24 protein-coding genes are annotated in these 23225 nt (G+C 68.8%); 13 read left to right on the top strand and 11 right to left on the bottom strand.

Annotated elements, in window-relative coordinates:
- Nucleotides 1–19 precede the first annotated feature (19 nt).
- A complete protein-coding gene (locus A6048_RS16560; RefSeq protein ID WP_107746928.1) occupies nt 20–1012 on the top strand; it encodes a glycosyltransferase in 993 nt (330 codons plus the stop codon).
- Nucleotides 1013–1225: 213 nt separating this feature from the next.
- Complete coding sequence (locus A6048_RS16555) at nt 1226–1504, top strand: WhiB family transcriptional regulator (protein WP_107746927.1); 279 nt, start codon at nt 1226–1228, stop codon at nt 1502–1504.
- 33 nt (nt 1505–1537) lie between these two features.
- On the opposite strand, the gene A6048_RS16550 is transcribed toward A6048_RS16555, so the two are convergent.
- Complete coding sequence (locus A6048_RS16550; protein WP_107746926.1) at nt 1538–2020, bottom strand: hypothetical protein; 483 nt, start codon at nt 2018–2020, stop codon at nt 1538–1540.
- A 2-nt stretch (nt 2021–2022) separates the two neighbouring features.
- Nucleotides 2023–3261 (bottom strand): fatty acid desaturase family protein, encoded by a 1239-nt coding sequence (locus A6048_RS16545; protein WP_107746925.1) that lies wholly within the window; start codon nt 3259–3261, stop codon nt 2023–2025.
- Nucleotides 3262–3356: 95 nt separating this feature from the next.
- Here A6048_RS16545 and A6048_RS16540 point away from each other — a divergent pair, with 95 nt between their 5' ends.
- From A6048_RS16540 to A6048_RS16525, 4 genes are all read left to right on the top strand, one after another.
- A complete protein-coding gene (locus tag A6048_RS16540; RefSeq protein WP_107746924.1) occupies nt 3357–4091 on the top strand; it encodes an amino acid ABC transporter ATP-binding protein in 735 nt (244 codons plus the stop codon).
- Nucleotides 4092–4193: 102 nt separating this feature from the next.
- Nucleotides 4194–5009 carry a glutamate ABC transporter substrate-binding protein gene (locus tag A6048_RS16535; protein ID WP_107746923.1) on the top strand — a complete coding sequence of 272 codons (816 nt, stop codon included), beginning with the start codon at nt 4194–4196 and terminating at the stop codon, nt 5007–5009.
- Between the two features lie 110 nt (nt 5010–5119).
- On the top strand, nt 5120–5782 hold the full coding sequence (locus A6048_RS16530; protein ID WP_107746922.1) for an amino acid ABC transporter permease: 663 nt from the start codon (nt 5120–5122) through the stop codon (nt 5780–5782).
- Nucleotides 5779–6609, top strand: coding sequence for an amino acid ABC transporter permease (locus A6048_RS16525; protein WP_107746921.1), 831 nt, complete (start codon nt 5779–5781; stop codon nt 6607–6609). The genes A6048_RS16530 and A6048_RS16525 overlap by 4 nt, the downstream gene beginning before the upstream one ends.
- Before the next feature lie 146 nt (nt 6610–6755).
- On the opposite strand, the gene A6048_RS16520 is transcribed toward A6048_RS16525, so the two are convergent.
- The 3 genes from A6048_RS16520 to A6048_RS16510 all read right to left on the bottom strand — a co-directional run bounded on the left by A6048_RS16520 (nt 6756) and on the right by A6048_RS16510 (nt 8728).
- On the bottom strand, nt 6756–7532 hold the full coding sequence (locus A6048_RS16520; RefSeq protein WP_107746920.1) for an SDR family NAD(P)-dependent oxidoreductase: 777 nt from the start codon (nt 7530–7532) through the stop codon (nt 6756–6758).
- 60 nt (nt 7533–7592) lie between these two features.
- Nucleotides 7593–8021, bottom strand: a complete 429-nt coding sequence (locus A6048_RS16515) for a VOC family protein (protein ID WP_107746919.1) — start codon at nt 8019–8021, stop codon at nt 7593–7595.
- Nucleotides 8022–8161: 140 nt separating this feature from the next.
- Nucleotides 8162–8728 carry a maleylpyruvate isomerase N-terminal domain-containing protein gene (locus tag A6048_RS16510; RefSeq protein WP_107746918.1) on the bottom strand — a complete coding sequence of 189 codons (567 nt, stop codon included), beginning with the start codon at nt 8726–8728 and terminating at the stop codon, nt 8162–8164.
- 132 nt (nt 8729–8860) lie between these two features.
- Between A6048_RS16510 and htpG the strand changes: the two genes are divergently transcribed.
- Nucleotides 8861–10864 (top strand): molecular chaperone HtpG, encoded by a 2004-nt coding sequence (gene htpG / locus A6048_RS16505; RefSeq protein WP_107746917.1) that lies wholly within the window; start codon nt 8861–8863, stop codon nt 10862–10864.
- Between the two features lie 10 nt (nt 10865–10874).
- On the opposite strand, the gene A6048_RS16500 is transcribed toward htpG, so the two are convergent.
- The 3 genes from A6048_RS16500 to A6048_RS16490 are packed head-to-tail and all read right to left on the bottom strand — an operon-like array spanning nt 10875 to nt 12842.
- Nucleotides 10875–11501 carry a hypothetical protein gene (locus tag A6048_RS16500; protein WP_244911023.1) on the bottom strand — a complete coding sequence of 209 codons (627 nt, stop codon included), beginning with the start codon at nt 11499–11501 and terminating at the stop codon, nt 10875–10877.
- A 37-nt stretch (nt 11502–11538) separates the two neighbouring features.
- A complete protein-coding gene (locus A6048_RS16495) occupies nt 11539–12057 on the bottom strand; it encodes an O-acetyl-ADP-ribose deacetylase (RefSeq protein ID WP_107746916.1) in 519 nt (172 codons plus the stop codon).
- Nucleotides 12054–12842: a phosphatase PAP2 family protein gene (locus tag A6048_RS16490; protein WP_107746915.1), complete on the bottom strand. Its 789-nt coding sequence runs from the start codon at nt 12840–12842 to the stop codon at nt 12054–12056. The genes A6048_RS16495 and A6048_RS16490 overlap by 4 nt, the downstream gene beginning before the upstream one ends.
- A 117-nt stretch (nt 12843–12959) precedes the next feature.
- Between A6048_RS16490 and aspA the strand changes: the two genes are divergently transcribed.
- The gene (aspA, locus tag A6048_RS16485) at nt 12960–14420 is read left to right on the top strand and encodes an aspartate ammonia-lyase (RefSeq protein WP_107746914.1); all 1461 of its coding nucleotides are present in this window, start codon (nt 12960–12962) and stop codon (nt 14418–14420) included.
- A gap of 64 nt (nt 14421–14484) precedes the next feature.
- Here aspA and A6048_RS16480 read toward each other — a convergent pair whose 3' ends face one another.
- Nucleotides 14485–14670 carry a hypothetical protein gene (locus A6048_RS16480; RefSeq protein WP_108835180.1) on the bottom strand — a complete coding sequence of 62 codons (186 nt, stop codon included), beginning with the start codon at nt 14668–14670 and terminating at the stop codon, nt 14485–14487.
- Nucleotides 14671–14816: 146 nt separating this feature from the next.
- Here A6048_RS16480 and A6048_RS16475 point away from each other — a divergent pair, with 146 nt between their 5' ends.
- On the top strand, nt 14817–15593 hold the full coding sequence (locus A6048_RS16475; RefSeq protein WP_107746912.1) for an acetoacetate decarboxylase family protein: 777 nt from the start codon (nt 14817–14819) through the stop codon (nt 15591–15593).
- A gap of 52 nt (nt 15594–15645) precedes the next feature.
- On the opposite strand, the gene A6048_RS16470 is transcribed toward A6048_RS16475, so the two are convergent.
- Nucleotides 15646–17352, bottom strand: a complete 1707-nt coding sequence (locus tag A6048_RS16470; protein WP_107746911.1) for a glycerol-3-phosphate dehydrogenase/oxidase — start codon at nt 17350–17352, stop codon at nt 15646–15648.
- The gene (locus A6048_RS16465) at nt 17349–18005 is read right to left on the bottom strand and encodes a TetR/AcrR family transcriptional regulator (RefSeq protein ID WP_107746910.1); all 657 of its coding nucleotides are present in this window, start codon (nt 18003–18005) and stop codon (nt 17349–17351) included. The genes A6048_RS16470 and A6048_RS16465 overlap by 4 nt, the downstream gene beginning before the upstream one ends.
- 151 nt (nt 18006–18156) lie before the next feature.
- Between A6048_RS16465 and A6048_RS16460 the strand changes: the two genes are divergently transcribed.
- The 4 genes from A6048_RS16460 (at nt 18157) to A6048_RS16445 (ending at nt 23205) form a co-directional block, all read left to right on the top strand.
- A complete protein-coding gene (locus tag A6048_RS16460; RefSeq protein WP_107747242.1) occupies nt 18157–19827 on the top strand; it encodes an FAD-binding oxidoreductase in 1671 nt (556 codons plus the stop codon).
- Nucleotides 19824–20771 (top strand): diacylglycerol kinase, encoded by a 948-nt coding sequence (locus A6048_RS16455; protein ID WP_107746909.1) that lies wholly within the window; start codon nt 19824–19826, stop codon nt 20769–20771. The genes A6048_RS16460 and A6048_RS16455 overlap by 4 nt, the downstream gene beginning before the upstream one ends.
- Nucleotides 20772–20857: 86 nt before the next feature.
- Nucleotides 20858–21430, top strand: coding sequence for a CAP domain-containing protein (locus A6048_RS16450; RefSeq protein ID WP_107746908.1), 573 nt, complete (start codon nt 20858–20860; stop codon nt 21428–21430).
- 59 nt (nt 21431–21489) lie between these two features.
- Nucleotides 21490–23205 carry a BCCT family transporter gene (locus A6048_RS16445; protein WP_107746907.1) on the top strand — a complete coding sequence of 572 codons (1716 nt, stop codon included), beginning with the start codon at nt 21490–21492 and terminating at the stop codon, nt 23203–23205.
- Nucleotides 23206–23225: the final 20 nt, after the last annotated feature.

The raw sequence follows: 23225 nt of genomic DNA, 5'->3' as shown, positions 1-23225 counted from the left end.
GGCGGAGGGGAGCGCAGAGATGATCGGCATCTACGTCCACAACCGTGGGCGGAGTCATCTCCACCGCGTGCTCCCGGTGATGGAAGCCCTGCGGGAGCGGGGCTTCGAGGTCACGATGCTCATCGCGGGACGGTTCGATGACGCACTCCTGCCGCCGGGAACCCAGGTCATCCATCTCCCCGCCGAGACTGGGGACCAGGAGTTCCCGGATGAGATCACCCTCGGCGCCCGTCGCGTGGCGGTCGCGTGGATGGACCGTGCGCGACCCCGCGCCTTCTGGGTGGATTCCTCGCCCGCAATGTCATTGGCCGCGCGGATGACCGGCATTCCGATGGTCAGCACCCTTCCGCCCGGGGTGAGGGTGGACGAGCCCCACCTGCTGAGGGTCCGTGCGGCGGAGCGCCTGATCGGTGCCTGGCCCCCTGGCGTGCACCAGGCCACCCTGCGGCGGACCGAGAGTTCGGTAGCGGAGATCGGTGGTGTGTCCCGGTTCGAGCGCCGGGATCGCGAACCCCGGGATCGACGACGTCGACCAAGAGTGGTTCACCTGAACGGCTCCGGCTCGGGTGGGGACCACAGGTTCTGGCGGGCGGTGCGGACCACGGCGCGCGAACTCGGAGTGGCCGAGTGGCTCGAGATCGGTGGGCCGGACGGATCCTGGCACGAGGACCCCTGGCCGGAGTTGTGCTCTGCGGATGTAGTGGTGACCGGGGCAGGTCAGGCGTCCGTGGCCGATGCCGCGTGCGCCGATGTGCCACTGGTGGTGGTGCCGGGCCGTCGCGCGTACGGGGAGCAGGACGCCACGGCCGGGGCTCTCGACGGGGTCCCGGGGGCCTCAGTGATGCGATACGGAAACGGCCCGACGGCCGTCGCGCGAGCGGTCAGGTCACAGATCGACAGGTGCCGCGACGGGGAGCCGGCCGGAATCAGATCCTGGTGGGGTGTCGACGGCGCGGCATCTCGTGCGGCCGAGGTGATACGGATGGCAGCCGCGACCGGTCGCAACAGCTGACTACTCGGCATTCCGAGCGCATTGTCGAAATTTAACATCGAGGGAAATTGGCTGACTAGGGAAGCGGCGGAGGCCTTTTCAGAAAATTAGGCTTGCCTTTGTGCCCCGTCGTTCGTTTGACCTCTCCCTGTCGCCTGACAGGATGAGGGGAACCGCTTTCTGAACATCCAGGGCTCATGGCAGGGCACTTCAGGTTGGCGGGAAGGAGATGCCATGCCCCGATACAGGAACCTTGAGCCCACGTCGGATTTCTGGTCGTGGCGGGACAGGGCCGCGTGCATCGGTCGGGAGGACCTCTTCTACAGCGCAGAGGACGAATCCAAGGGGGAGCGTCGCCGCAAGGAGGAGGAGGCGAAGACCGTGTGTGCGGTATGCCCCGTCTTCACCGCCTGTAGGCAGTTCGCCATGGAGTCCAAAGAGCTCTACGGCGTCTGGGGTGGAACGACCGAGTCCGAACGACACGCCATGGCGGGCCGACACCGGACCGGTTGATGCCGGCTCACACCCAGTGACCCCACGGACGATCTAGTTGTTTTCCCGTGGGGTCGCCTCGTGCACCGGGTGACCCGAGGTCCGGTTCTGCTCCTTGAGCTCGGCCTCCTGGACGTGTCGGTGCCCGCCGGTGACCTCGTTCCTGACCGCCCTGCTGACCTCGCGGGCGGTGGTCCAGTAGCCGTCGTCGAATTCTTCGACCATCTGGAACGTCCACCGTCCGTGGAGGACGTTCACCCCGACCATCTCACTCCGGATGAGCTCGGCGAGTTCGCTGCGTCCGACCGCATCCAACTGGTCCGCGGCCTTCTTGTAGAGGAGGTCCGCCCGCCCGATCAGCTGGTGGAGGTCGTAGAGGTACCCGCGGGCACGTTCCACGTACTCGAGCGCCTCGGTCGCGGTGCCGGTGGCCTCAACCTCGGCATCGGTCACCCCGGGTGGGCGCCGGTGGGCCTCGTCGACGCTCGGGGTGGGGCCTCCGCTGGCAGCTCCGACGTCCGACCGATCGCCCGCCACGGTCAGACCGTGCGGGTCAGTCGCCGGAGCTGGTTCGGGTCGGTCCGATGCTTCAGGGCGGTGACCAGGCCCGAGCGCGGCCCCTCGTGGTCGTTGTAGGTCCGCGGCTCACCCTCGAACATGCGCTCCGACCTGGTTTCCGGGGCGTCGTCCGCGGTGGCCTTGAGGAAGCGGTTCGGCAGGGAGAGCTTGGCGATCGTGCGCCACGACTGCCAGTACTGCTTGTACAGCGGGCCCGTCGTGTACGGCAGATCCCAGCGTCGGCACACGTCCTGCACCTTCTCGGAGATCTCGCCGTACCGGTTGGACGGGACGGTGGGGAAGAGGTGGTGCTCGATCTGGTACGACAGGTTGCCGGACATGAAGTGGGTGAGCTGGCTGCCGGTGAAGTTGGCTGAGCCGAGCATCTGCCGCAGGTACCACTGCGCCTGGGTCTCCTCGGAGAGGTCCTCCAGCGTGAACTTGTCCGCCCCGTCCGGGAAGTGCCCGCAGAAGATCACGGCGTTGGACCACAAGTTCCGGATGACGTTGGCGGTGGCGTTTGCCGACATCGTCGACTTCCAGTTGGGGCCCGACAGCAGCGGGAACCACACGTAATCCTTACCCACCTGGCGGCGGGCCTTGCGCAGGAACTGGCCGATGCGGCGCTTCTGCTCCGCGCGGCCGGACGAGTTGATGGTGCCCGGAGCGATCTCCAGGTGCTGGACACCCACGCCCCACTGGAACGCGAATGCCAGAATCGTGTTCCAGACGATGTTCAACGAGTACGCCGGGTTCCAGGGCTGGTCCCTCGTCACGCGGACCACGCCGTACCCGACGTCATCGTCCATTCCGATGATGTTGGTGTACGTGTGGTGATGGTGATTATGGGTGGCCTTCCAGTGCTCGGAGGTGCCCACGATGTCCCATTCCCACGTGGTGGAGTGGATCACCGGATCGTTCATCCAGTCCCACTGCCCGTGCATGACGTTGTGTCCGAGCTCCATGTTCTCGATGATCTTGCCCGCGCCCAGCATCGCGGTGCCCACCAGCCAGGCCGGGCGGTATCCGGAGAAGAGGAGAACGACGCGGGCGCCGGCGACGAGGCCGCGCTGGAGCCTGATGGTGTCCTGCACGTACTTGCGGTCCGCCTCGCCGAGTGAATCCACGACCTCCTGGCGGATCGCGTCCAGTTCTTCACCGATGGCCTCGACATCCTCGGCGGAGAGATGGGCGTATTCCTTCACGTCTGATATCGCCATAGGCAGACGGTACGGAGGGTTGGCCGACTTGTCGACCGGAAACCCAGATCGGCGAGTCGATCTTCAATCAATCCTCAGGCGCCTATGATCCCTCCATGGCACTCGTCGAGATCTCAGGCGTGAACAAGCACTTCGGTGACTTCCAGGCGCTCAAAGACATCACCATGTCCATCGAGGAGGGTGAGGTCATCGTCGTGATCGGCCCCTCGGGCTCGGGCAAGTCGACGCTGTGCCGCGCGATCAACAGGCTCGAGACCTTCGAATCCGGCTCGATCACCATCGACGGCAAGGAGCTCCCCGAGGAGGGCAAGGAACTCGCCAGACTCCGCGCTGACGTCGGCATGGTGTTCCAGTCGTTCAACCTGTTCGCACACAAGACCATTCTCGAGAATGTGACGCTCGGGCCCATCAAGGTGCGCAAGCAGTCCAAGTCGGTGGCGGAGAAGCGGGCGATGGAGCTGCTCGAGCGGGTCGGTGTGGAGCACCAGGCGTCCAAATACCCGGCCCAGCTCTCTGGTGGCCAACAGCAGCGCGTGGCCATCGCCCGGTCCCTGGCGATGGATCCCAAGGTGATGCTCTTCGACGAGCCCACCTCGGCCCTGGACCCGGAGATGATCAACGAGGTCCTCGACGTGATGACCGGGCTGGCCAAGTCCGGAATGACGATGGTCGTGGTGACGCACGAGATGGGTTTCGCGCGGAAGGCCGCCGACCGCGTCATCTTCATGGCAGACGGGGAACTGGTCGAACAGGCCACCCCTGAGGAATTCTTCACCAATCCGCAGAGCGGGCGCGCGAAGGACTTCCTCTCCAAGATCCTGACCAACTGAGTCGGACTCCACCACCAGCGTCAGCCGCCAGCAGAGCTCAACCCAACAACAGAGTTCGACCCACAAACAGAGCTCTACCCACCCATCCCACGAGGAGAACACATGAACATCCGACGGATCGGATCGGCCGTAGCGGCCGTCACCCTGGCTCTCGGCCTGGCCGCGTGCGGAAGCGATGAGGGTGGCGAGAACCAGCTCCGGATCGGCATCAAGTTCGACCAGCCCGGCCTCGGCCTCAAGGAGGGCAACGACTACAACGGACTCGACGTCGACGTGGCCACGTACGTGGCCGAGCAGCTCGGCACCCCCGCCGAGGACATCGAGTGGGTCCAGGCACCCAGTGCCCAGCGCGAGACCCTCCTCGAGACGGGGCAGGTGGACATGATCGTGGCCACCTACTCGATCACGGACGCCCGCAAGGAGAAGGTCGACTTCGCCGGACCGTACTTCATCGCCGGCCAGGACCTGCTGGTCCGCGCGGACGACGACAGCATCACCGGGCCCGAGTCCCTGGAGGGCAAGCGCCTCTGCTCGGTCTCCGGGTCGACCTCCGCCCAGAACGTCCAGGAAGAGGTCCCGGGGGTCAACCTCCAGGAGTTCGGCACCTACTCCGAGTGTGTCTCGGCGCTGGTGTCCAATGCGGTCGACGCGCTCACCACGGATGACACGATCCTCGCGGGTTACGCCGCGCAGGACCAGTATCAGGGGCAGCTCAAGGTCGTCGGTTCGCCGTTCAGCGAGGAGCTGTACGGCATCGGGATCCAGAAGGGCGACACCGAGAAGTGTGAGCAGATCAACGAGGCCATCCGCGAGATGATCTCCGACGGCAGCTGGGACACCGCCGTGGAGGAGAACCTCGGGGCGGCCGGCTTCACGCCGGGCGAGGGCAACCCGCCCAACCCGGCCGCCTGCGCCTGAGCTGATCTACCACTGATCTGAGCAACCACTGATCTGATCCACGACGGCCTCCGCGCCACCGGTCAACGGTGGCGCGGAGGCCCCCGACACCACATCACGAAAGGTCGACCATGGGCGATATCTTCGCCGACTATGACGTCCTGGGGGCGGTGTGGGTCACCATCCAGCTCTCGCTACTCGGGATCATCGGTGCCATGGTGCTGGGGACGATCATCGCGATCCTCAGGGTCTCCCCGGTGGCGGTCCTCCGCGGACTCGGCACCTCCTACGTCAACATCTTCCGGAACCTGCCGTTGACCCTGCTGATGGTGTTCAGCATCCTGGGCCTGTCCTTCATCCTCCAGTTGTCCGTCTCGGACGACTTCGCCCGCAACGCCTTCTGGTGGGCCGCGATCATGCTCGCCGTCTACCACGCCGCGTACGTCTGCGAGGCCCTGCGCTCCGGCGTCAACACGGTGCCGGTGGGACAGGCCGAGGCGGCCCGGTCCATCGGCCTCGGCTTCGGTCAGTCACTACGTGAGGTGATCCTCCCGCAGGCGTTCCGCGGTTCCATCGCCCCCATGGGGTCGGTCATCATCGCGCTCATCAAGAACTCGACGGTCGCCGCGGTCATCGGCGTGGGCGACTCGGCGGGCCTGCTCCAGGTGATCACGGAGAACGAGGGCGCGAGCCTGCCGACGTTCTTCTTCTTTGCCATGGTGTTCGTGATCCTCACCCTCCCGATCGGACTCTGGACCACGTCCCTCTCACGGAAGCTGTCGGTGAAGCGATGAGCACCCAGGCCGTCCTGTTCGACGCCCCGGGCCCCAAGGCCCGACTCCGCCACAAGATCTTCACGGTGATCGGTGCCCTGATCGCCGTCGGTATCGCCTACGTGGTCTACGTCCAGTTCGAGGCCGCCGGCCAGCTGCAGGCGTTCATGTGGGAACCGTTCGTCACCGATCCGGAGGTGTGGACCTCCTACCTGATCCCCGGCCTCAAGGGGACATTCACGGCGGCGGCGATCTCGATCGTCCTCGCGGTGATCTTCGGGCTGCTCTTCGGCATGGGTCGGCTCTCGCCGTTCGCCCCGCTGCGGTGGTTCTGCAGTGTGATCGTGGAGTTCTTCCGCTCGGTCCCGGTTCTGCTGATGATGGTGTTCGCCTACTTCGGGTACTTCGCCACCTCGAACATCGTCCCCAACCAGCACGCGCCGCTGGCCGCGGTGGTCACCGCGCTCACCCTCTACAACGGTGCGGTCATCGCGGAACTCGTCCGTTCGGGAGTCCACGGATTGCCCTCGGGGCAGACCGAGGCGGGACTCGCGGTGGGGCTCACCCCGGGACAGGTGCTGCGCTCGATCCAGCTCCCCCAGGCCCTCACGGCCATGCTCCCGGCGCTCGTCGGCCAGCTCGTCGTCGTCCTCAAGGACTCGGCCCTCGGCTACGGCATCACCTACCTGGAGCTGCTCAACTGGTCCAAGACCCTGGGCTCCGCCTACGCCAACACCGTTCCCGCGTACATCGTGGCCGGCATCCTCTTCGTGATCATCAACTACACGCTCACCAAGCTCGCCGTCTACCTCGAGGGGCGATTGAAGAAGAAGCGCGCGAAGGCCTGACACGACCAGGCCTGACGCGACCAGGCCTGGCACGTCCAGACCAGACACGACCAGACCCAGTGCGACGAGAGGGGCCCCGCCGGATCCGATCCGGCGGGGCCCCTCTCTGCTGTGGCGACCCGGGGGCGGGTCTCCACAGCTCCGGGTCACTTCGGTGGCATCCGGATACCACCGTCGACGCGCACGGTCTGCGCGTTCATGTACGGGTTGGTGAGCAGCTCCATGACCATCGACGCCAGCTCGTCGCCCGAGCCGAGACGCTTGGGGAACAGGACGCTCTCGCCCAGCTTGGCCTTGAACGCCTCCGAGTCGGGGCCCTCGCCGTAGATCGGGGTGTCGATGAGACCGGGGGCCACGGTGTTGAGGCGGATGCCTGCGGCCGAGAGATCACGGGCCACGGGCAGGGTCAGGCCCACGATGCCGCCCTTGGACGCGGAGTACGCGGCCTGGCCGATCTGCCCGTCGAACGCGGCGACGGAGGCCATGTTGACGATCGCGCCCTTCTGGCCGTCGTCGTCGGCCTCGCCACGGGACATGGCCGTGGCGGCCAGTCGCAGCATGTCGAACGAGCCGATGAGGTTGATGTCGATGACCTTGCGGAACGAGTCGATGTCGAAGGCCGACGAGAACTCGCCGTCACGACCGATCGTGCGCTGGGCCCAGCCGATGCCGGCCGAGTTGACCAGGTAGCGCAGCGGGCCGAGCTCGAGGGCGGCCTCGATGGCCTTGATGTTCTGGTCGGTCTTGGTCACGTCGACGGCGACGAAGACGCCCCCCACCTCGTTCGCGAGGGCCTCGCCCTTCTCGGCGTTGAGGTCGGCGACGACCACCTTCGCACCCTGCGCGGCGAGTTGACGGACGACGGCCGCGCCGATGCCCGACGCTCCGCCCGTGACGATTGCACTTGCTCCGGAGATATCCATGGCTGAACCGTAACAAGCGGACGTGATCGATACGGTGGTCACGGGTAGGTCAGCACGAAATCACCCGGTCGAGCCGTCGACCATCACGTCCCAGCGGATGCCGAACCGGTCCCTGACCTGACCGTAGTGATCCCCCCAGGGAGCCGGTTCGAACGGCATCGCGATCTCGCCGCCGCCGTCGGCGACCTTCGCGATGAAGGTGTGTGCGTCCTCGGTGGAGTCGAAGGCGAGCAGGAACGAGTAGACCTCACTGGCGAGCTGGGGCAGGTCCTCGCCCATGTTGTCGCCGCCGGTCAGGGTGATGCCCGGGGCCTCCAGCGTCGCGTGGGCGACCGACCCGGGCGGCGGGGTGAACGGGAACCCCTCCATTGACGGCATGGCGTCGTAGGTCATCAGGTCGAGTCGACCACCGAAGAGGTCGCGGTAGTACGGGAACGCCTCGGACGCGTTGCCGGGGAAGGAGATGTAGGGGCTGGACTGCATGGTCATCGCGGATCCTCTCGCGTGCGTGCCCCGGCCCGTGCCGTGGCGTCCTCCGCATGGTCGACGCTAGTCCGCGCACTGACCGGAGTCACGAGAAAATCCCCTCCGACGTTCCGGCCGCCGACGGGTCGCGGCCCGGGCGGCGGTTACCGCCCGGACAGCGCGAGGAGTCGCGCGCGGGGGTCCGCACCGATAGGGACCGCGCGGGCCTCTGCGAGGACGTCGAAGGACCTCATCAGCTCCAGCACCTCACGGGCGTGGTCCAGGCACCACCCGGCCAGTTCTTCCGCCTCGGGTGAGTCCCAGGTCGACGGGTCGAGGTCGTGCGCGTGGACGAGCAGTTCGACGACCCGCAGGGCGAGCAGGTCCCGCACGGGGATCTCGGCCAGGCGGTGGGGGACCGGCGCGTCGGCGTCGGGGGCCCCGGCCAGTTCCTTCCGCAGACCCGCGGATGTGCGGTAGAGCGCGGGTACCGGCTTCTCGCCGGCATGGTCCGTGGTGCGGGTCCAGGCGATCTCCGACTCGGGCAGCCGCGGGAAGTAGGCCGCGTACCGCAACCCGCCACCGAGGACGTGGTTGGCGCAGTCGCGGCGGGTCCAGCCGGGGCACGCTTCACAGTCGCCGTCGAGCCCGCCGGCGAGTGCGCGGCCGAACAGTGCGGTGGCGGCGTCGAGGACGGCCAGGTGGGTGTCGGGCAGTGGATTCGTAGTCACGGGGGCTCCTCAGGAATGTCCGGGCCCCACAGTAGGTTGATCGTGTCGTCGTGAACAGCACGTCGCGCACAGCACCGGGCGCGCCCGCACGGGTCGCGTCCGCCAGTCCACCAGAAAGGAACCGCCGCCACCATGAGCCCGCAGACCTCCGGTGCAGCCGAGACCCGGGAGTTCCAGGCCGAGACCCGGCAGCTGCTGGATCTGATGATCCACTCGATCTACTCCAACCCGGACACCTTCCTCCGAGAGGTCATCTCCAACTCCTCCGACGCACTGGACAAGCTGCGGTTGGCCGCACTCCAGGACTCCACGCTGGGGGTCGACACCTCGGACCTGCACATCGAGTTGATCCCCGACGAGCAGGCCCGCACGCTGACGATCCGCGACAACGGCATCGGGATGTCCCGTGACGAGGTCGTGGACCTCATCGGAACGCTCGCCAAGTCGGGTACCGGTCAGATGCGGGAGGCCCTCGCGGCCGCCCGTGCGGCGCAGGAGTCGGGGGAGGCCAGCGAGCAGGTCACCGCGGACCTCATCGGCCAGTTCGGTATCGGTTTCTACTCCACCTTCATGGTCGCCGACACGGTCACCCTGGTCACCCGCAAGGCCGGCGAGGCCGCGGGCACGCGCTGGATCTCGGGTGGCGAGGGCACGTACACGATCGAGGAGGTCCCCGACGCCCCGCAGGGCACGTCGGTGATCCTGCAGCTCAAGCCCGCAGGTGGGGACGCGGCGTTGCCCGACTATGCCGCGGAGTCCACCTTGCGCCGGGTGGTGCGTACCTATTCGGACTTCATCGCCTGGCCCATCCGCACGGAGGTCGAGCGCCCGGCTCCGGAGCCGACGGGGGACAGCGACGAGGGAGACGACTCCTCCGCCGGGAGCACCCTCACCGAAACCGTCACGCTCAACTCCCAGAAGGCGCTGTGGACGCGGCCCCGTTCCGAGGTGACGGACGAGGAGTACGCGGAGTTCTACCGCCACGTCTCACACGCCTGGGACGAGCCGCTGGAGACCATCACCCTCAAGGCCGAGGGCACGTTCGAATACCAGGCGCTGCTGTTCCTGCCCACGCAGGTGCCGTTCGACCTCTTCTCGCAGGACAGCAAACGCGGCGTGCAGCTCTACGTCCGTCGGGTGTTCATCATGGACGACTGCGAGGAGCTGGTCCCGCCGTTCCTGCGCTTCGTCAAGGGCATCGTCGACGCCCAGGACCTCTCGCTCAACGTCTCGCGCGAGATCCTGCAGCAGGACCGTCAGATCCGTGCGATCCGCAAGCGCCTGGTCAAGCGGGTGCTGCAGACCATCGAGCAGATCCGCAACGACCGGCCGCAGGAGTTCCGTGCCTTCTGGACCAACTTCGGTGCGGTCCTCAAGGAGGGCTTGATCTCCGACGTCGACGCCCGCGATCAGCTCCTCGCCGTCAGCACCTTCGCGTCCACTCGCGCAGCTTCCGAAGAGGCCTCCGGTGGCGACGACGACGAGGTGGGCACCACCATCGCCGAGTACATCTCCCGCATGGCCGACGGGCAGGAGGAGATCTACTACCTGACCGGCACGAGCCGCGCAGCAGTGGAGAACTCCCCGCACCTGGAGGCGTTCCGAGCGCGAGGTGTCGAGGTGCTGGTGCTCACCGACCCGGTCGACGAGGTCTGGGTGGACGCGGTGGGCGAGGTCGACGGTAGGCGCCTGCGGTCGGTGGCCAAGGGCGACGTGGACCTGTCCGGCATCGGCTCCGACACCGCCGAGAAGAAGGACGAGGCGGATTCCGCCGAGTTCACCGGCCTGCTCGAGTGGTTGGGCGAGGAGCTGTCCGACGAGGTCAAGCAGGTGCGCCTGTCGCAGCGGCTCACCGAGTCCGCGGCCTGCATGGTGGGTGACGAGTTCGACATGACCCCGCAGCTCGAGGCCATGTACCGGGCCTCGGGGATGGAGATGCCCGTCAGCAAGCGGATCCTGGAACTCAACCCTTCGCACCCACTCGTCGAGCGGCTGCGCACGCAGTACGCCGAGGACCCGTCGGCACCGGGACTCGCCGACACCGCGCGGTTGCTCTCGGGAGCGGCCGTCCTCGCCGAGGGGGGCACGCTCACCGACCCCGCCGCCTTCGCCAAGCTGCTGGTCGACCGGATCTGACGTAGGTCGTCTAGCCGACGCCCCGCGGGAACCCCCACCACGGTTCCCGCGGGGAGGTCGGGCTCAGGGCCCCGGCGGGGTCTCGGGGGGGCCTGCCCACGTGCCCCCCGCCCCAGTAGCCGCAGACCACCCCGATCGCTCCGCCCAGCGCCGTCTCCACCGGGGTGTGGTGACTGATCCGCACCCGCGCCCACGCCACCGGCGGTACCAGGACCAGGAGTCGCCAGTAACCGGGTGAGATCTCCCGGGCCAGCACCGAGATGACACCTGCCAACACGGCGGTGTGGAACGAGACCTTGATACGACAGGTGGCTGCCCCGGCGACCCCCAACGCCACCAGCGCGGCTCTCGTCATCCGTCGCAGCTCTGCAGGCGCGCCCCGGCGGCGCTGCGCCACCATCAGCGTCGCCACCGACCCGGCGATGCCGGCGATCACGAGCGGGCGGTCCTCCCGCCGGGTCACGTGGTGATCGGACAGTGCTTTGCGTCGCACCCGCCAGGCGATCGCCGACTGGGGCACCAGCCCGAGGCCCGCGGCGGTCGCCACGCCCCAGGCAGGCGAGCCCACCCGGTGCCCGAGGTGGAGCGACGCGACGGTGAGAACCGCCCACGGGGCGAAGACCTCGGTCAGGATCACCTCCGGGGCCGCCGGCGAGACAGCCGCTGCGGTCGCGTCAGCCGACAAGAGACTCGGCCAGTCGCAGGGTGGCGGCGTCGAACAGCACCAGGATCGCCGTCCGCACGTCGGTGGACACCCCGTGCAGGGTGTCCAGCGCGGTGCGGACGGCGTCCTCGCGCGGCCATCCGTAGGCCCCGGCGGAGATGAGCGGGAACGCCACGGTCCGGGCCCCGAGGTCGTCGGCCACGGCGAGGCAGGTGCTGTAACAGTCGGTCAGCCGCTGCGGTCCGTCGGGCGTCCGTCCGTACACCGGGCCGACGGTGTGGATCACCCATCTGGCGGGCAGTTCGCCGGCCCCGGTCGCGACCGCGTGGCCGGTGGGGAGCCCGTCCGGGAACCTGGTGGCCCGCAGTTCGCGGCACTCCCGCAGGATGGCGGGCCCGCCCGCGCGGTGGATCGCCCCGTCCACGCCGCCACCTCCCAGCAGGGAACTGTTGGCGGCGTTGACCACCGCATCCACCGACAGTCGGGTGATGTCCCCGTGGCGCAGTTCGACTCGGGCGGGCGTGCTCATCGCGACGCCGAGAGCGAGGTCAACGGAGGTAGGTCGTCGAGACGGTCGACGAGCCACATGATCGTGGCCACCTCGCCCACCCATGCCAGACTCACGCACCAGCCGGCCAGGACGTCGCTGGGGAAATGCACCCCGAGATACATGCGGGTCACACCGACCGCGGGGACATATGCGGCGGACCCGGCGATCACGGGGTACCGCCAGCCGGTGGGCCAGGCGAGCACGCAGGCGCAGCCCGCGAGCGCGGCACTGGCCATGGCGTGTCCACTGGGGAACGAGTAGCTCTTCTCCTCCACGATGTGGGTGAAGAAGGTGGGTCGGGCCCGCCGGTACATGAGCTTGAGGACCGAGTTGATGAGGGTGGACCCGACCAGGGACACGGTGAGCAACGCGGCCGGTCGTCGACTCCCCCGCACGTAGGCGAGGTAGCCGGCGGCGGTGAGGGCGAACACCGGGACGGCGGTGACCCCGCCGAGTTCCGTGACCACCCGGACGATCCGCGTGTTGCGCGGGGTGTGCCGCCGACGCAACCACAGCATGACGGGCCGGTCGAAGGGCAGTTTGGCGCCGGAGCTGATCCGCTCGGCCAGTTCGACGAACCCGATCACCGGCAGCGCGAATCCCGCGAACGCCACCCCGAAGACGGCCCACGTCCCGCGTGGCAGGGGCACCTGGCCCCTGTCGACGATGCTGCCCAGGACACCGTCCGAGGGGGACAGTGGTCGCAGAAGGTCCTTCGCCGTGGTCAGGGCCCGGGTGCGGCGGGAGGCCGTCGTGCGCGACATGCCCACACCCTAGGCAAGGTGTCGCGGCCGCGGGGGATCCCCGCGAACCGTGACCCCACGCGGTTACCGTGAGCCGTGTCTACTGTGGATCGTGCCGACCCGACCAGCGGAGGACGAATGACCAACACCCGTGTGGAAAGAGACCTGCTCGGTGAGAAAGAGGTCCCGGCTGACGCCTACTTCGGGATCCACACCGTGCGGGCCGTCGAGAACTTCCCCATCGATTCGAAGACCATCAGCGACATCCCGGACTTCGTCCGCGGGATGGTCATGGTCAAGAAGGCCGCCGCGCTGGCGAACCTCGAGATGGGAGTCCTGGACCCGGACGTGGCGGAGGCCATCGTCGGCGCGTGCGACGAGATCCTGCGGGACGGCCGCTGCATGGACCAGTTCCCCTCGTGCGTCTACCAGGGCGGGGCCGGCACCTCGGTCAACATGAACACCAACGAGGTGGTGGCCAACCTCGCGCTGGAGCGGACCGGCCACCCCAAGGGCGCCTACGACGTCATCAGTCCGAACGACGACGTCAACCGTTCGCAGTCCACCAACGACGCCTACCCGACCGGTTTCCGGATCGCCCTGTGGCACTCGCTCGAGCGGCTCGAGCCGGCGATCGTCGCGTTGCGGGAGGCCTGCTACGACAAGTCGGAGGAGTTCCGCGAGGTCCTCAAGATGGGCCGGACGCAGTTGCAGGACGCCGTCCCCATGTCCATGGGCCAGGAGTTCGGTGGATTCGCGGTGACCCTCGACGAGGAGCTCCACGTGCTCGGCGCGGCGGCCCGGATGCTGCTCGACGTGAATCTCGGCGCCACGGCCATCGGCACCGGGGTCAACACGCCGCCCGACTACCGCCGCGCGGTGGTCGACCACCTGCGTGCGGTGACCGGTCTGCCGGTCACCGGGGCCATGAACCTCATCGAGGCGACCAGCGACACCGGTGACTACGTCAACGTCCACGCCGCTCTCAAGCGGACGGCGTCCAAGGTGTCCAAGATCTGCAACGACCTGCGTCTGCTCTCCTCCGGCCCGCGCGCGGGATTCAACGAGATCAACCTCCCGGAGCTCCAGGCGGGGTCGTCGATCATGCCGGCCAAGGTGAACCCGGTGATCCCCGAGGTGGTCAACCAGGTCTGCTTCAAGGTGATCGGCAACGACGTCACGGTGACGATGGCGGCGGAGGCGGGCCAGCTGCAGCTCAACGTGATGGAGCCCGTGATCGCCCAGGCGATGTTCGAGTCGATCTCGTTGCTCACGTCCGCGATCGAGACCCTCACCGAGAAGTGTGTCCGGGGCATCACCGCCAATGTGGAGGTGGCGCGCCGCAACGTCATGGACTCGATCGGCATCGTCACCTACCTCAACCCGGTCATCGGGCACCACAACGGTGACCTGGTGGGTCGTGAGTGCGCGCGCTCGGGTCGTGGCGTGCGCGAGGTGGTGCTGGAGATGGGCCTGCTCTCGGCGGAGGAGGTCGACGACATCCTGTCCCCGGCCAACCTGCTGCGGCCGCGGTACAAGGGCAAGTCGGGTGCGCAGGTGGCGGGCCTGCCGACCGAGGATCTGTCGGAACCCACCTGACGCACGAGGGACCCCGACCACCCGAGAGGATGACCGGGGGTTCTCCGGTGCCGGGGGACCCGGATCAGGTGACGGGCTCGCCCGGGCCGACCCAGCCGATGCTGCTCACCGCGAGTCGGCCGATCGAGCTGTCGAATCCGAAGGACTGCTCGAGCGCGGCGTTGGAGCCGGAGATGAATCCGTTGATCGCAGCGGACGAGCCTACGGTGAAGTCGAACTGTGCGAGGAAGTCAGCGAATGCCTTCACCATGGTGTGCCTCCGGGTGGACATCGTCGCGGTCGGTGCCGCGTGGGCGGACCGAGTGCCCGTCTCTACCTGGTCTATCCCCGCACAAACCCGGGACGTTAGCCCCGAAAGGTGATGAAACCTGTTACTGCAGCGACTAACGTCGGGGCATGAGTTCTCCCACCACCCGTGTTGTCGCAGGCCGCCAGATCACGTTCCCGGTCCCCGTCGTCTCCGCCTCGATCTCGGGCGCCGCGTTCCTGTCGCGGACGGCCGTCGCCCGGCGGCTCATCGCCGCCGGCCCCCAGTCCGCGATCCTCGATTCCGCAGGGGCCGAGCCGGTGTCGCTCCCGGGCGGCCGCACACCGGTGACGATGATCCACGTGCGGTACCACGACGTCCCGGGCAACGTCCTGGGTGGATACCACGAGGTCGGGCTGGCATTCCAGGTCAAGGTCCCGGGAGCCGGGGTGCAGCAGCACATCCACGAGTTGCCGGTGGACCAGGATTTCACCCTCGCGGCGGGCAACGAACTCTGGGGCTTTCCCAAGTGGAAGGGCGACATGGTCGGGACGGCCGGTGGAGCTCTCGACGACGCCCGCCTGGGAGCCGTCGGGTCCTCGGGGGCCGGTGGAATCGACCTGAAGCTCGACACCCGCCTGGGAGTGCCGCTCCCCGGTCGCCACTCCCTGGGGATGAATTGCATCCAGGTCCTCGACGGAAAGCCGGTCCTGGTCCGCGCCGGCGCCAAGGTCGCGGGCGGTCGGTTCCGGCCACTGGGGGGCGCGCGCGTGGCGATCGCCTCCGGGGCCGACGAGGGCGATCCCCATATCGCCCGCATCGCCGACGCCGTGCGTGAACTCGGCCTCGACCGGGCTCGCGCGCTGGCCACGTTCTCCTTCGAGCGTTTCGAGGCCGAGTTCCAGGCGCCCCGGCCCCTCGCCTGAGCCCCGTGGTCCCCCCGGGGGATCCGCTGTCCTCTCGCGTGATCCGCTACTCCTACAGCGGTAGCGGATCCGGTGGGGGAGTGGCGGATCCGGGGGATGCGGCGAGTGCCTCCCGGGCGGTGGGCTCGGCGGCCGCGCGGTCGGTGTGCACCAACCCGATCCGGCTGCGGCGGTCCAGTATGTCGCCGACGGTCAGTGCGCCCTCGTGGGTGACGGCGTAGGAGAACTCGGCGCGGGTCACGTCGAGTCCGTCCGCCACCTTCTCCAGTGGCCGGTCCAGCAGACTCTCGGACACCACGGCCGCGGCCTCCTGTCCGTAGCGCGCCACCAGTGACGCCGGCAACCGACCACCACCCGAAACAGGAGTGGGTCGAGCGACCTCGGGATGTCCCGGGGCGCCGATCAGCGGCAGATCGGCGGTGCGACACGGCCCGGCGGCGACCCCTGTCCGCCCCACGACGAGGTCGACCGCCTGCTCGGCCATGAGCCGGTACTCGGTGAGCTTGCCGCCGGTGATGGTGATGAGGCCGTTGTCCGAGGTGAGCACCGCGTGCTCGCGTGAGAGGTCGGCGGTGTTGCCGTCCCCGGAGTCGACCAGCGGGCGCAGGCCGGCAAAGGTTCCCAGGACGTCCTCGCGGGTCAGCCCGGTCTCGAGTGCCCGGTTGACCACGTCGAGCAGGAAGTCGATCTCGTCCTCGGTGGCCTCAGGCACGTCCGGGACCGGTCCGGGGGCGTCCACGTCGGTCAGGCCCACGTGCAGCCGACCGAACTCGGCGGGGAGGGCAAAGCAGAACCGGTTGGTCTCGCCCGGGACGGGCACGGTGAGGGCGCCCACGGGATCGCCCAACGCGGCCGCCCTGACGACCAGGTGCGTGCCGCGTGAGGGGCGCACGCGCACCCCGGGTGTGGTCTGGCCGGCCCAGACGCCGGTGGCGCTCACGACGGCCCGCGCGGAGATCGTGAACTCGTCGTCGTCACTACTCTCCCCGCCACCTCCGCCGAATTCATCTCGGACGGTGACCCGGGTCCCGGTGGCCTCCAGGACGCGCGCCCGGGTGATCACGCGGGCGCCGTGCCCGGCCGCTGTCCGCGCCACGGCGGTGACCAGGCGGGCGTCGTCGATCAGCTGGCAGTCCCAGTTGAGGTGCCCGAACTCCAGGCCGCGGCGTCGGACCCCGGGCACGTACCGTGCGACCTTCCCCGCGCTCAGGATCCGCGCGCCGGGCAGCCTGTCGGCCCGCGTGCCGGCGAGGCGGGACAGCACGGTGCCGGCGAGGAACCCCAGCCCCGGGAGCACCGCGCCCAGCGGGGGGGTGTCACGGAACACCGGAACGACCTGGGCGAGCGGGCGCACGAGATGGGGGGCGGTGCGTTCGAGCATGATCCCGCGCTCGACGGCCGAGCGGCGCGCGATGCCGATGTTGCCGGTGGCCAGATAGCGCAGGCCGCCGTGGGCGAGCTTGGAGGACCACCGGCTGGTGCCGAACGCCAGGTCGTGGGCCTCGAGAAGCACGGTCTCGAGCCCGCGGGAGGCGGCGTCGAGCGCGATCCCGGCGCCGGTGATGCCCCCGCCGATCACGACCAGATCTACGGGGGTGTCGCGGTCCCGCAGTTCGGCGAGCTCGCCGGCCCGGCGGGCGGCGGACAGTGCGGTGGTGGGGACGGACACGCTGTTGGCGGACGCACTGTTGGCGGACGCGCTGTTGTCGAACGCGGTGGTGGCGGGCGCAGTGGTGCCATGCGCGGTGTGACCGGTCATAGGCCGAGGTACCCCTTGATGAGTAGGTGCAGTTCGGTCCGCCAGGTGGCCGGGTCGAGCGGCGGGTCGGCGAGCGGAGCGGACAGGACCAGCCCCTGGACGGCGAGGAAGAGCATGGTCGCGGTCCGGTCGGCGTCGCGCCCCGCCAGCCTGGGATCGGTCGCGATCGCCTGCGCGAGCAGTCCGCGGAGGACGTCGATGAGCCGGCGCTGTGAGGTGCCGAGACGGTGGAAGACGTACTCGGAGAGCATGTCGGACTCGTGCCGCCGGAACGCGTCCAGCAGCGGATCGGCGCGCACCTCGTCCGCGAAGGTGCACAGCAGCTCCACGAGCTCGTCCGCGTCGCCGGGCGCCGAGTCGGGGAGCGCTGAGGCGTGGAGCGCCGAGTTGCGGAGAGCCGAGTCGGGGAGCGCCGGGTCGACCCGCTCGACGACTGCGGTGAGCTCGCGGGTGAGCAGGTCGGCGAAGAGCGCCGTGATGTCCGGCCAGTGGCGGTAGAGAGTGGTCCGTCCTACCCCGGATCGGCGGGCGACCTCGACCATCGTGGTGCGGGTGGCCCCGATCTCGAGTATCGAGGTGTGGGCGGCCTTGAGCGCGCGGTCGCGGGTGCCCGCGGTGCGGTCGGTCGACAGTGCCGGGGCGGACGAGGTCACCGGAGCTCCTGACTGGCGCGCGGCGCCCTGTGGCGATCTCTCGCGGGTTCGGTGCCCGTCGGGGCGGAGATCGTCGAAAACGGAACAGATTGCTGTTTACTGTTCCAGTATGAGCGACATGAACTCCGCTGACAACCTTCCGATGCCTCCCATGGCCCTGTCCCGGTGGGGCACCGAGGCCGAGGCGAGGGACCTGGGTGAGGGCATCCGCGGCCTGCTGCGCGACGTGCTCGGGGTGACCGCCGAGAGCGGCCTGCACTTCGATCCCGGCGCCGTGACGGCCTCCCCGTCCCGCCTGACCGGTCCCGATCTGTCGGCCCTCGCAGCCGTCGTGGGGGAGGGCAACGTCTCCACCGCAGACGCCCAGCGCCTGCTCCGCGCCAGGGGGAAGTCGACGCCCGATCTGCTGTCCTGGCGGCTGAGGCCCCAGGTGGACTGCCCTGACGCGGTGGTCGCACCACGGGACGACGACGAAGTGGCGGCCCTGCTGGACTGGTGCGGACGCGAGGGGGTCGCGATGGTCCCGTTCGGTGGCGGCACGTCCGTGGTGGGTGGCCTCACTCCTGACGCCGGCGGCCACCGGGCCGTGATCTCGGTGGACCTCGTGCACTTCGACGCTCTCGAATCGATCGATCCCGAATCGGGCGAGGCGGTCCTCGGGGCGGGCTTGTCCGGCCCCCGGGCAGAGGAACTGCTGGCCGAGCACGGGTTCTCGCTGGGGCACTTCCCGCAGTCCTTCCCGTACGCGACCGTGGGCGGTTACGCGATGACCCGTTCGTCCGGACAGGCCTCCGCCGGGTACGGGCGCTTTGACGAGATGGTCCGCGGGTTGACCGTGGTGACCCCGGTCGGCGTGATCGAGGCCGGCCGGGCCCCCGCGTCGGCCGCCGGACCGGACCTGCGGCAGTGGCTGATGGGTTCCGAGGGCGCCTTCGGGGTGTGCACCCGGGTGCGGCTGCGGATTCATCCGGTGCCCGAGACGGTCCGACACGAGGCGTTCCGCTTCCCCGACTTCGCCACCGGGGCCGCTGCACTCCGCGCGGTCGAGCAGCAGGGGGCGGGCCCCACGGTCATCCGGTTGTCGGATGAGGCGGAGACGGCCGTCAACCTGGCCACCGCCACCGAGGCGATCGGGGAGCGGGCCGAGGGCGTGGGTGCGGAGGGTGTGGGCGCAGAGGGTGCGGGCGGCGACGGCGGCAGTGGCGGCAGTGGAGACAGTGCGGGCGGTGAGGCCGGCGGCTGCCTGTGCCTGACGCTGTTCGAGGGCACGCCCGAGCACGCCGGGTCGCGACACGCCGAGACCCGCGCGGTGCTCCTGGCCCACGGCGGCATCTCGCTGGGTGCCGGCCCGGCCGAGGCGTGGGAACACGGCCGCTTCGGCGCGCCCGTCCTGCGTGACTCGTTGCTCGACAACGGCGCGCTCGTCGAGACCCTGGAGACCGCGACCGACTGGTCGAACCTGACCGCGCTGCGGGACGCCGTCGCCGGGGCGCTGACCACCTCGCTCGAGGCCAGTGGCACGCCCGCACTGGTCATGTGCCATATCAGTCACGTCTATCCCACCGGCGCGTCGCTCTACTTCACGGTGGTGGCGGGTCAGCGGGGCGAGGACCCCGTCGCGCAGTGGACCGACGCCAAGCGGGCGGCGACCGAGGCGATCGTGGCCACCGGGGGGACCATCACCCACCATCACGCGGTCGGGGTGGACCACAGGCCCTACCTCGAGGCCGAGATCGGCGAGGTGGGCGTGCGGATGCTGCGCGCGGTCAAACAGGCCGTGGACCCGAAGGGCGTGTGCAACCCGGGGACGTTGATCCCGTGACCGCGCGGCTGTCCGATCGTCGGATCCGCACGGTCGCCCTGCTCACCAACCCGGTCGCCGGCGGTGGGCGTGGTGACCGTGTCGCCCACAGGGCTGCGGAGAGGCTGAGGTCCCACGGGCTGGAGGTCGACTCCCTGAGGGGTTCCAGTGCGGAGGAGTCCCTCGACCTGGCCCGGCAGGCGATCGCCGGCGGTGTGGACGCGCTCGCCGTGTGCGGCGGGGACGGGATGGTCTCGTTGGCCGTGCAGGCGCAGGCGTTCACGGGCGTCCCGATCGGCATCATCCCGGCGGGCACGGGAAACGATCTGGCCCGCGAGTACGGCGTCCCGCTGGACAGCCCCGAGGCGGCCGCGGACGTCGTCGCCGGCGGCCGCGTCGAGCAGGTGGACCTGGGCCGGGCCACCCCGGACGGCGGCGCCCCGCACGTCTTCGCCTCCGTCCTGTGCGCAGGGCTCGATTCGGCGGTCAACCGGCGCGTCAACGAGATGACGATCCTCGGCGGGCCACTGCGCTATGTCCTGGCCTCGATCATCGAGTTCCCGACATACCGGCCCCGTCGGTTCCGCATGACCTTCGACCCCGGCGAGGCTGGGGAGGAGACGGTGGAGGCAGAGGTCCTGCTCAGCGCGTTCGCCATCACCCGGAGTTATGGCGGCGACATGATGATCGCCCCCGACGCCGACCGGTCCGACGGGTTATTCGACGTCTGCTACGTCGGCAGGATCTCCAGACTTCGTCTGGCGTGGCATTTCCGCAGGATCTACTCCGGTACGCACGTGGGGCTCCGAGGGGTGACCACGCGTCGGTGCAGGGCGGTCCGGATCGAGGCGCAGGACGTGGAGGCCTTCGCGGACGGCGACGCCGTGGCGCCGCTCCCGGTGAACGTCGAGGTGTTGCCGGGGGCGGGACTGTTCCTCGTGCCGAGGTCACTCGGGCACCATTAGTAACACTGATATACGCAGGTCACGGGCGTCACGCACTGCGAATACCTCATCCGCCAATCGGTTCGCTTCAGGCTCGCCGGGACGGCATGATCACCTCCATGCGCTCCAGGCTCACCGCGTCACTCGCGACCATCGCCGTCACCTCCGCCACTCTGATCGGTGGCGGAGCCGCGACGGCCTCCGCCCAGGCTCTGCCGCCGCTCATCCCGCAGCACGTGGTGGACGGACTGGTCTCCCAGGCCCGTGCCGCGGTGCCCGCCGAGGTGTGGGCCGCGGTCGGATCGACCGGGATGATCTACCAGGACGTCTCAGGCGGGCTGCGCGAGGGCATCGTCCGGGAGATCGACTCCTACCGGGTGTCCAGGGGGCTCGGCGCGCTGGCCCCCAACCAGACTCTGGACCGCGAGGCTCAGTTGTGGGCCGACCGGCTCGCCGCCCAGGACGCCGTCTACCACAACCAGGCCCTGCTGAACCGCGGCCACGGGGAGAACATCGTTGCCGCCGGTACTCACTGCGGGCCGGTGTGCCTGGTTGACCTGTGGAAGAACTCGCCCGGCCACAACGACAACCTGATCGACCCCGGGTACCGTTCGGCGGGTATGGGGATCGCCTTCTCCGCGGGTGGCAAGGTGTTCGTGGTACACAACTTCGCGTACTGAAACTCCGCCCCCCGGGGACAGTCCCGGCCCGCAGTACTGCCGAACAGACGAGGGAGACCATGTCCGAACGGATCACGCGCGCACTCAAGCTCAGAACGGACCCGGGGGTGTTCCTGGCGACAGTCGGCATCGTGCTGGCGTTCGTCATCATCACCTTTGTCGCCGGAGACCAGGTCGGCAGCCTCTTCGGCGCGGCCTCGGGGTGGATCATGACCAACCTCGGGTGGTTCTACATCTCCGGGGTGTCGATCTTCCTGCTCTTCCTGCTGTGGATCGCGATGAGCCGGTTCGGTCACGTCCGGCTCGGCGCCGACGGTGAGGAGCCCGAACACTCCACCGCGGCCTGGTTCGGCATGCTTTTCGCGGCGGGGATCGGCACCATCCTCATGTTCTGGGGTGTGGCCGAGCCGATCTCGCACTTCGCCACCCCTCCGCGCGGAGGGGTGGAAGCCGGGAGCACGGAGGCCGCGCAGGAGGCCATGGCCTTCACCCTGTACCACTTCGGTCTGCACACCTGGACCATCTTCGCGCTGCCGGCCCTGGCCTTCGCCTACTTCATCTACAAGCGCAAGATGCCCCCGCGTGTGAGTTCGATCTTCGCACCGGTCCTGGGCAACCGCGTCTACGGACCCATCGGCAAGACCATCGACATCGTCGCTCTGGTGGGAACGATCTTCGGTGTGGCCACCTCCGTCGGTCTCGGCACGCTCCAGATCAACGCCGGACTCAACGAGCTCTTCGGGATCGCGGTGTCGCCGCTGGTTCAGGTGGCCGTCATCGTGGTGGTCACCACCATCGCCTGCATCTCGGTGGCGGCCGGCCTGGACAAGGGCATCAAGCGACTGTCCACGATCAACATCACCCTGGCCATCGCGCTGCTCGTCTTCATCGTCGTCACCGGCCCCACCCTGTTCCTGCTCAAGGGGACTGTGGAGACCTTCGGGGTCTATGCCTCGACACTGCCGGAGCTGGCGTTCTGGAACAACGTCTTCCCCGCGAGCGACGACCTCGCGACGTGGCAGAACACATGGACCGTCTTCTACTGGGCATGGACCATCACGTGGTCGCCGTTCGTCGGGATCTTCATCGCCCGCATCAGTCGCGGCCGGACGATCCGCCAGTTCGTCTTCGGTGTACTCGTCCTCCCGGTGGCCTTCTCCATCATTTGGTTCGGCGTCTTCGGCATGGCGTCCTTCGACATCGAGCTCAACGGCCCCGGCGGGCTCGTGGAAGCGGTGGTCGACGACGGCGACATCCCGGGCGCGCTGTTCGCGTTCCTGTCCAACTACCCGCTCGCGACCCTCGTCTCCGGGATCGCGGTGCTGATCGTCGTCATCTTCTTCACCACCTCGGTCGACTCGGCCGCGATGGTCGTGGACATGATGGCCTCGGGCGAGGACGACACCGTCTCCCCCTCGCCCATCCACCAGCGCATCATCTGGGGCGTCCTCATGGGTGCCGTCGCGGCGACGCTGCTCGCAGGGACCGGCACGGGTGGGCTCACCGCCCTGCAGGAGGTCATCACCGTCATCGGGCTGCCGTTCTTCGTCATGGGCTTCGTGATGATGTACAGCCTCGTCAAGGGCATCTCCGCCGACCTCGGCGAACGCCCGCCCACGGTGACCAGGCAGTGGGATCGTGCCTATTCGCCCGAGGAGTTCGAGAAGAACGAGACCACACCCTCGCCCGAGCCGATCGGCCCGCTGCACCGCATCCCGTCAGAGGAGGAGGACGACGGAGCGCCGAATCCGCTCCGGACCTCCGATTCCGACTGACGTCGACCGGGAACGCCACG

It is taken from the genome of Dietzia psychralcaliphila, from assembly GCF_003096095.1.
Lineage (GTDB): Bacteria > Actinomycetota > Actinomycetes > Mycobacteriales > Mycobacteriaceae > Dietzia > Dietzia psychralcaliphila.
The sequence above is the reverse complement of the archived record's forward strand: the minus strand, read 5'-3'. Positions and strand labels throughout refer to the sequence as shown.

What these genes read in the sequence shown, in the direction of transcription:
- A6048_RS16560 (WP_107746928.1), top strand. Translation starts at nt 20, where the DNA reads ATGATCGGCATCTACGTCCACAACCGTGGGCGGAGTCATCTCCACCGC.
- A6048_RS16555 (WP_107746927.1), top strand. Translation starts at nt 1,226, where the DNA reads ATGCCCCGATACAGGAACCTTGAGCCCACGTCGGATTTCTGGTCGTGG.
- A6048_RS16545 (WP_107746925.1), bottom strand. Translation starts at nt 3,261, where the DNA reads ATGGCGATATCAGACGTGAAGGAATACGCCCATCTCTCCGCCGAGGAT.
- A6048_RS16540 (WP_107746924.1), top strand. Translation starts at nt 3,357, where the DNA reads ATGGCACTCGTCGAGATCTCAGGCGTGAACAAGCACTTCGGTGACTTC.
- A6048_RS16535 (WP_107746923.1), top strand. Translation starts at nt 4,194, where the DNA reads ATGAACATCCGACGGATCGGATCGGCCGTAGCGGCCGTCACCCTGGCT.
- A6048_RS16530 (WP_107746922.1), top strand. Translation starts at nt 5,120, where the DNA reads ATGGGCGATATCTTCGCCGACTATGACGTCCTGGGGGCGGTGTGGGTC.
- A6048_RS16525 (WP_107746921.1), top strand. Translation starts at nt 5,779, where the DNA reads ATGAGCACCCAGGCCGTCCTGTTCGACGCCCCGGGCCCCAAGGCCCGA.
- A6048_RS16520 (WP_107746920.1), bottom strand. Translation starts at nt 7,532, where the DNA reads ATGGATATCTCCGGAGCAAGTGCAATCGTCACGGGCGGAGCGTCGGGC.
- A6048_RS16515 (WP_107746919.1), bottom strand. Translation starts at nt 8,021, where the DNA reads ATGACCATGCAGTCCAGCCCCTACATCTCCTTCCCCGGCAACGCGTCC.
- htpG (WP_107746917.1), top strand. Translation starts at nt 8,861, where the DNA reads ATGAGCCCGCAGACCTCCGGTGCAGCCGAGACCCGGGAGTTCCAGGCC.
- A6048_RS16495 (WP_107746916.1), bottom strand. Translation starts at nt 12,057, where the DNA reads ATGAGCACGCCCGCCCGAGTCGAACTGCGCCACGGGGACATCACCCGA.
- A6048_RS16490 (WP_107746915.1), bottom strand. Translation starts at nt 12,842, where the DNA reads ATGTCGCGCACGACGGCCTCCCGCCGCACCCGGGCCCTGACCACGGCG.
- aspA (WP_107746914.1), top strand. Translation starts at nt 12,960, where the DNA reads ATGACCAACACCCGTGTGGAAAGAGACCTGCTCGGTGAGAAAGAGGTC.
- A6048_RS16480 (WP_108835180.1), bottom strand. Translation starts at nt 14,670, where the DNA reads ATGGTGAAGGCATTCGCTGACTTCCTCGCACAGTTCGACTTCACCGTA.
- A6048_RS16475 (WP_107746912.1), top strand. Translation starts at nt 14,817, where the DNA reads ATGAGTTCTCCCACCACCCGTGTTGTCGCAGGCCGCCAGATCACGTTC.
- A6048_RS16470 (WP_107746911.1), bottom strand. Translation starts at nt 17,352, where the DNA reads ATGACCGGTCACACCGCGCATGGCACCACTGCGCCCGCCACCACCGCG.
- A6048_RS16460 (WP_107747242.1), top strand. Translation starts at nt 18,157, where the DNA reads ATGGCCCTGTCCCGGTGGGGCACCGAGGCCGAGGCGAGGGACCTGGGT.
- A6048_RS16450 (WP_107746908.1), top strand. Translation starts at nt 20,858, where the DNA reads ATGATCACCTCCATGCGCTCCAGGCTCACCGCGTCACTCGCGACCATC.
- A6048_RS16445 (WP_107746907.1), top strand. Translation starts at nt 21,490, where the DNA reads ATGTCCGAACGGATCACGCGCGCACTCAAGCTCAGAACGGACCCGGGG.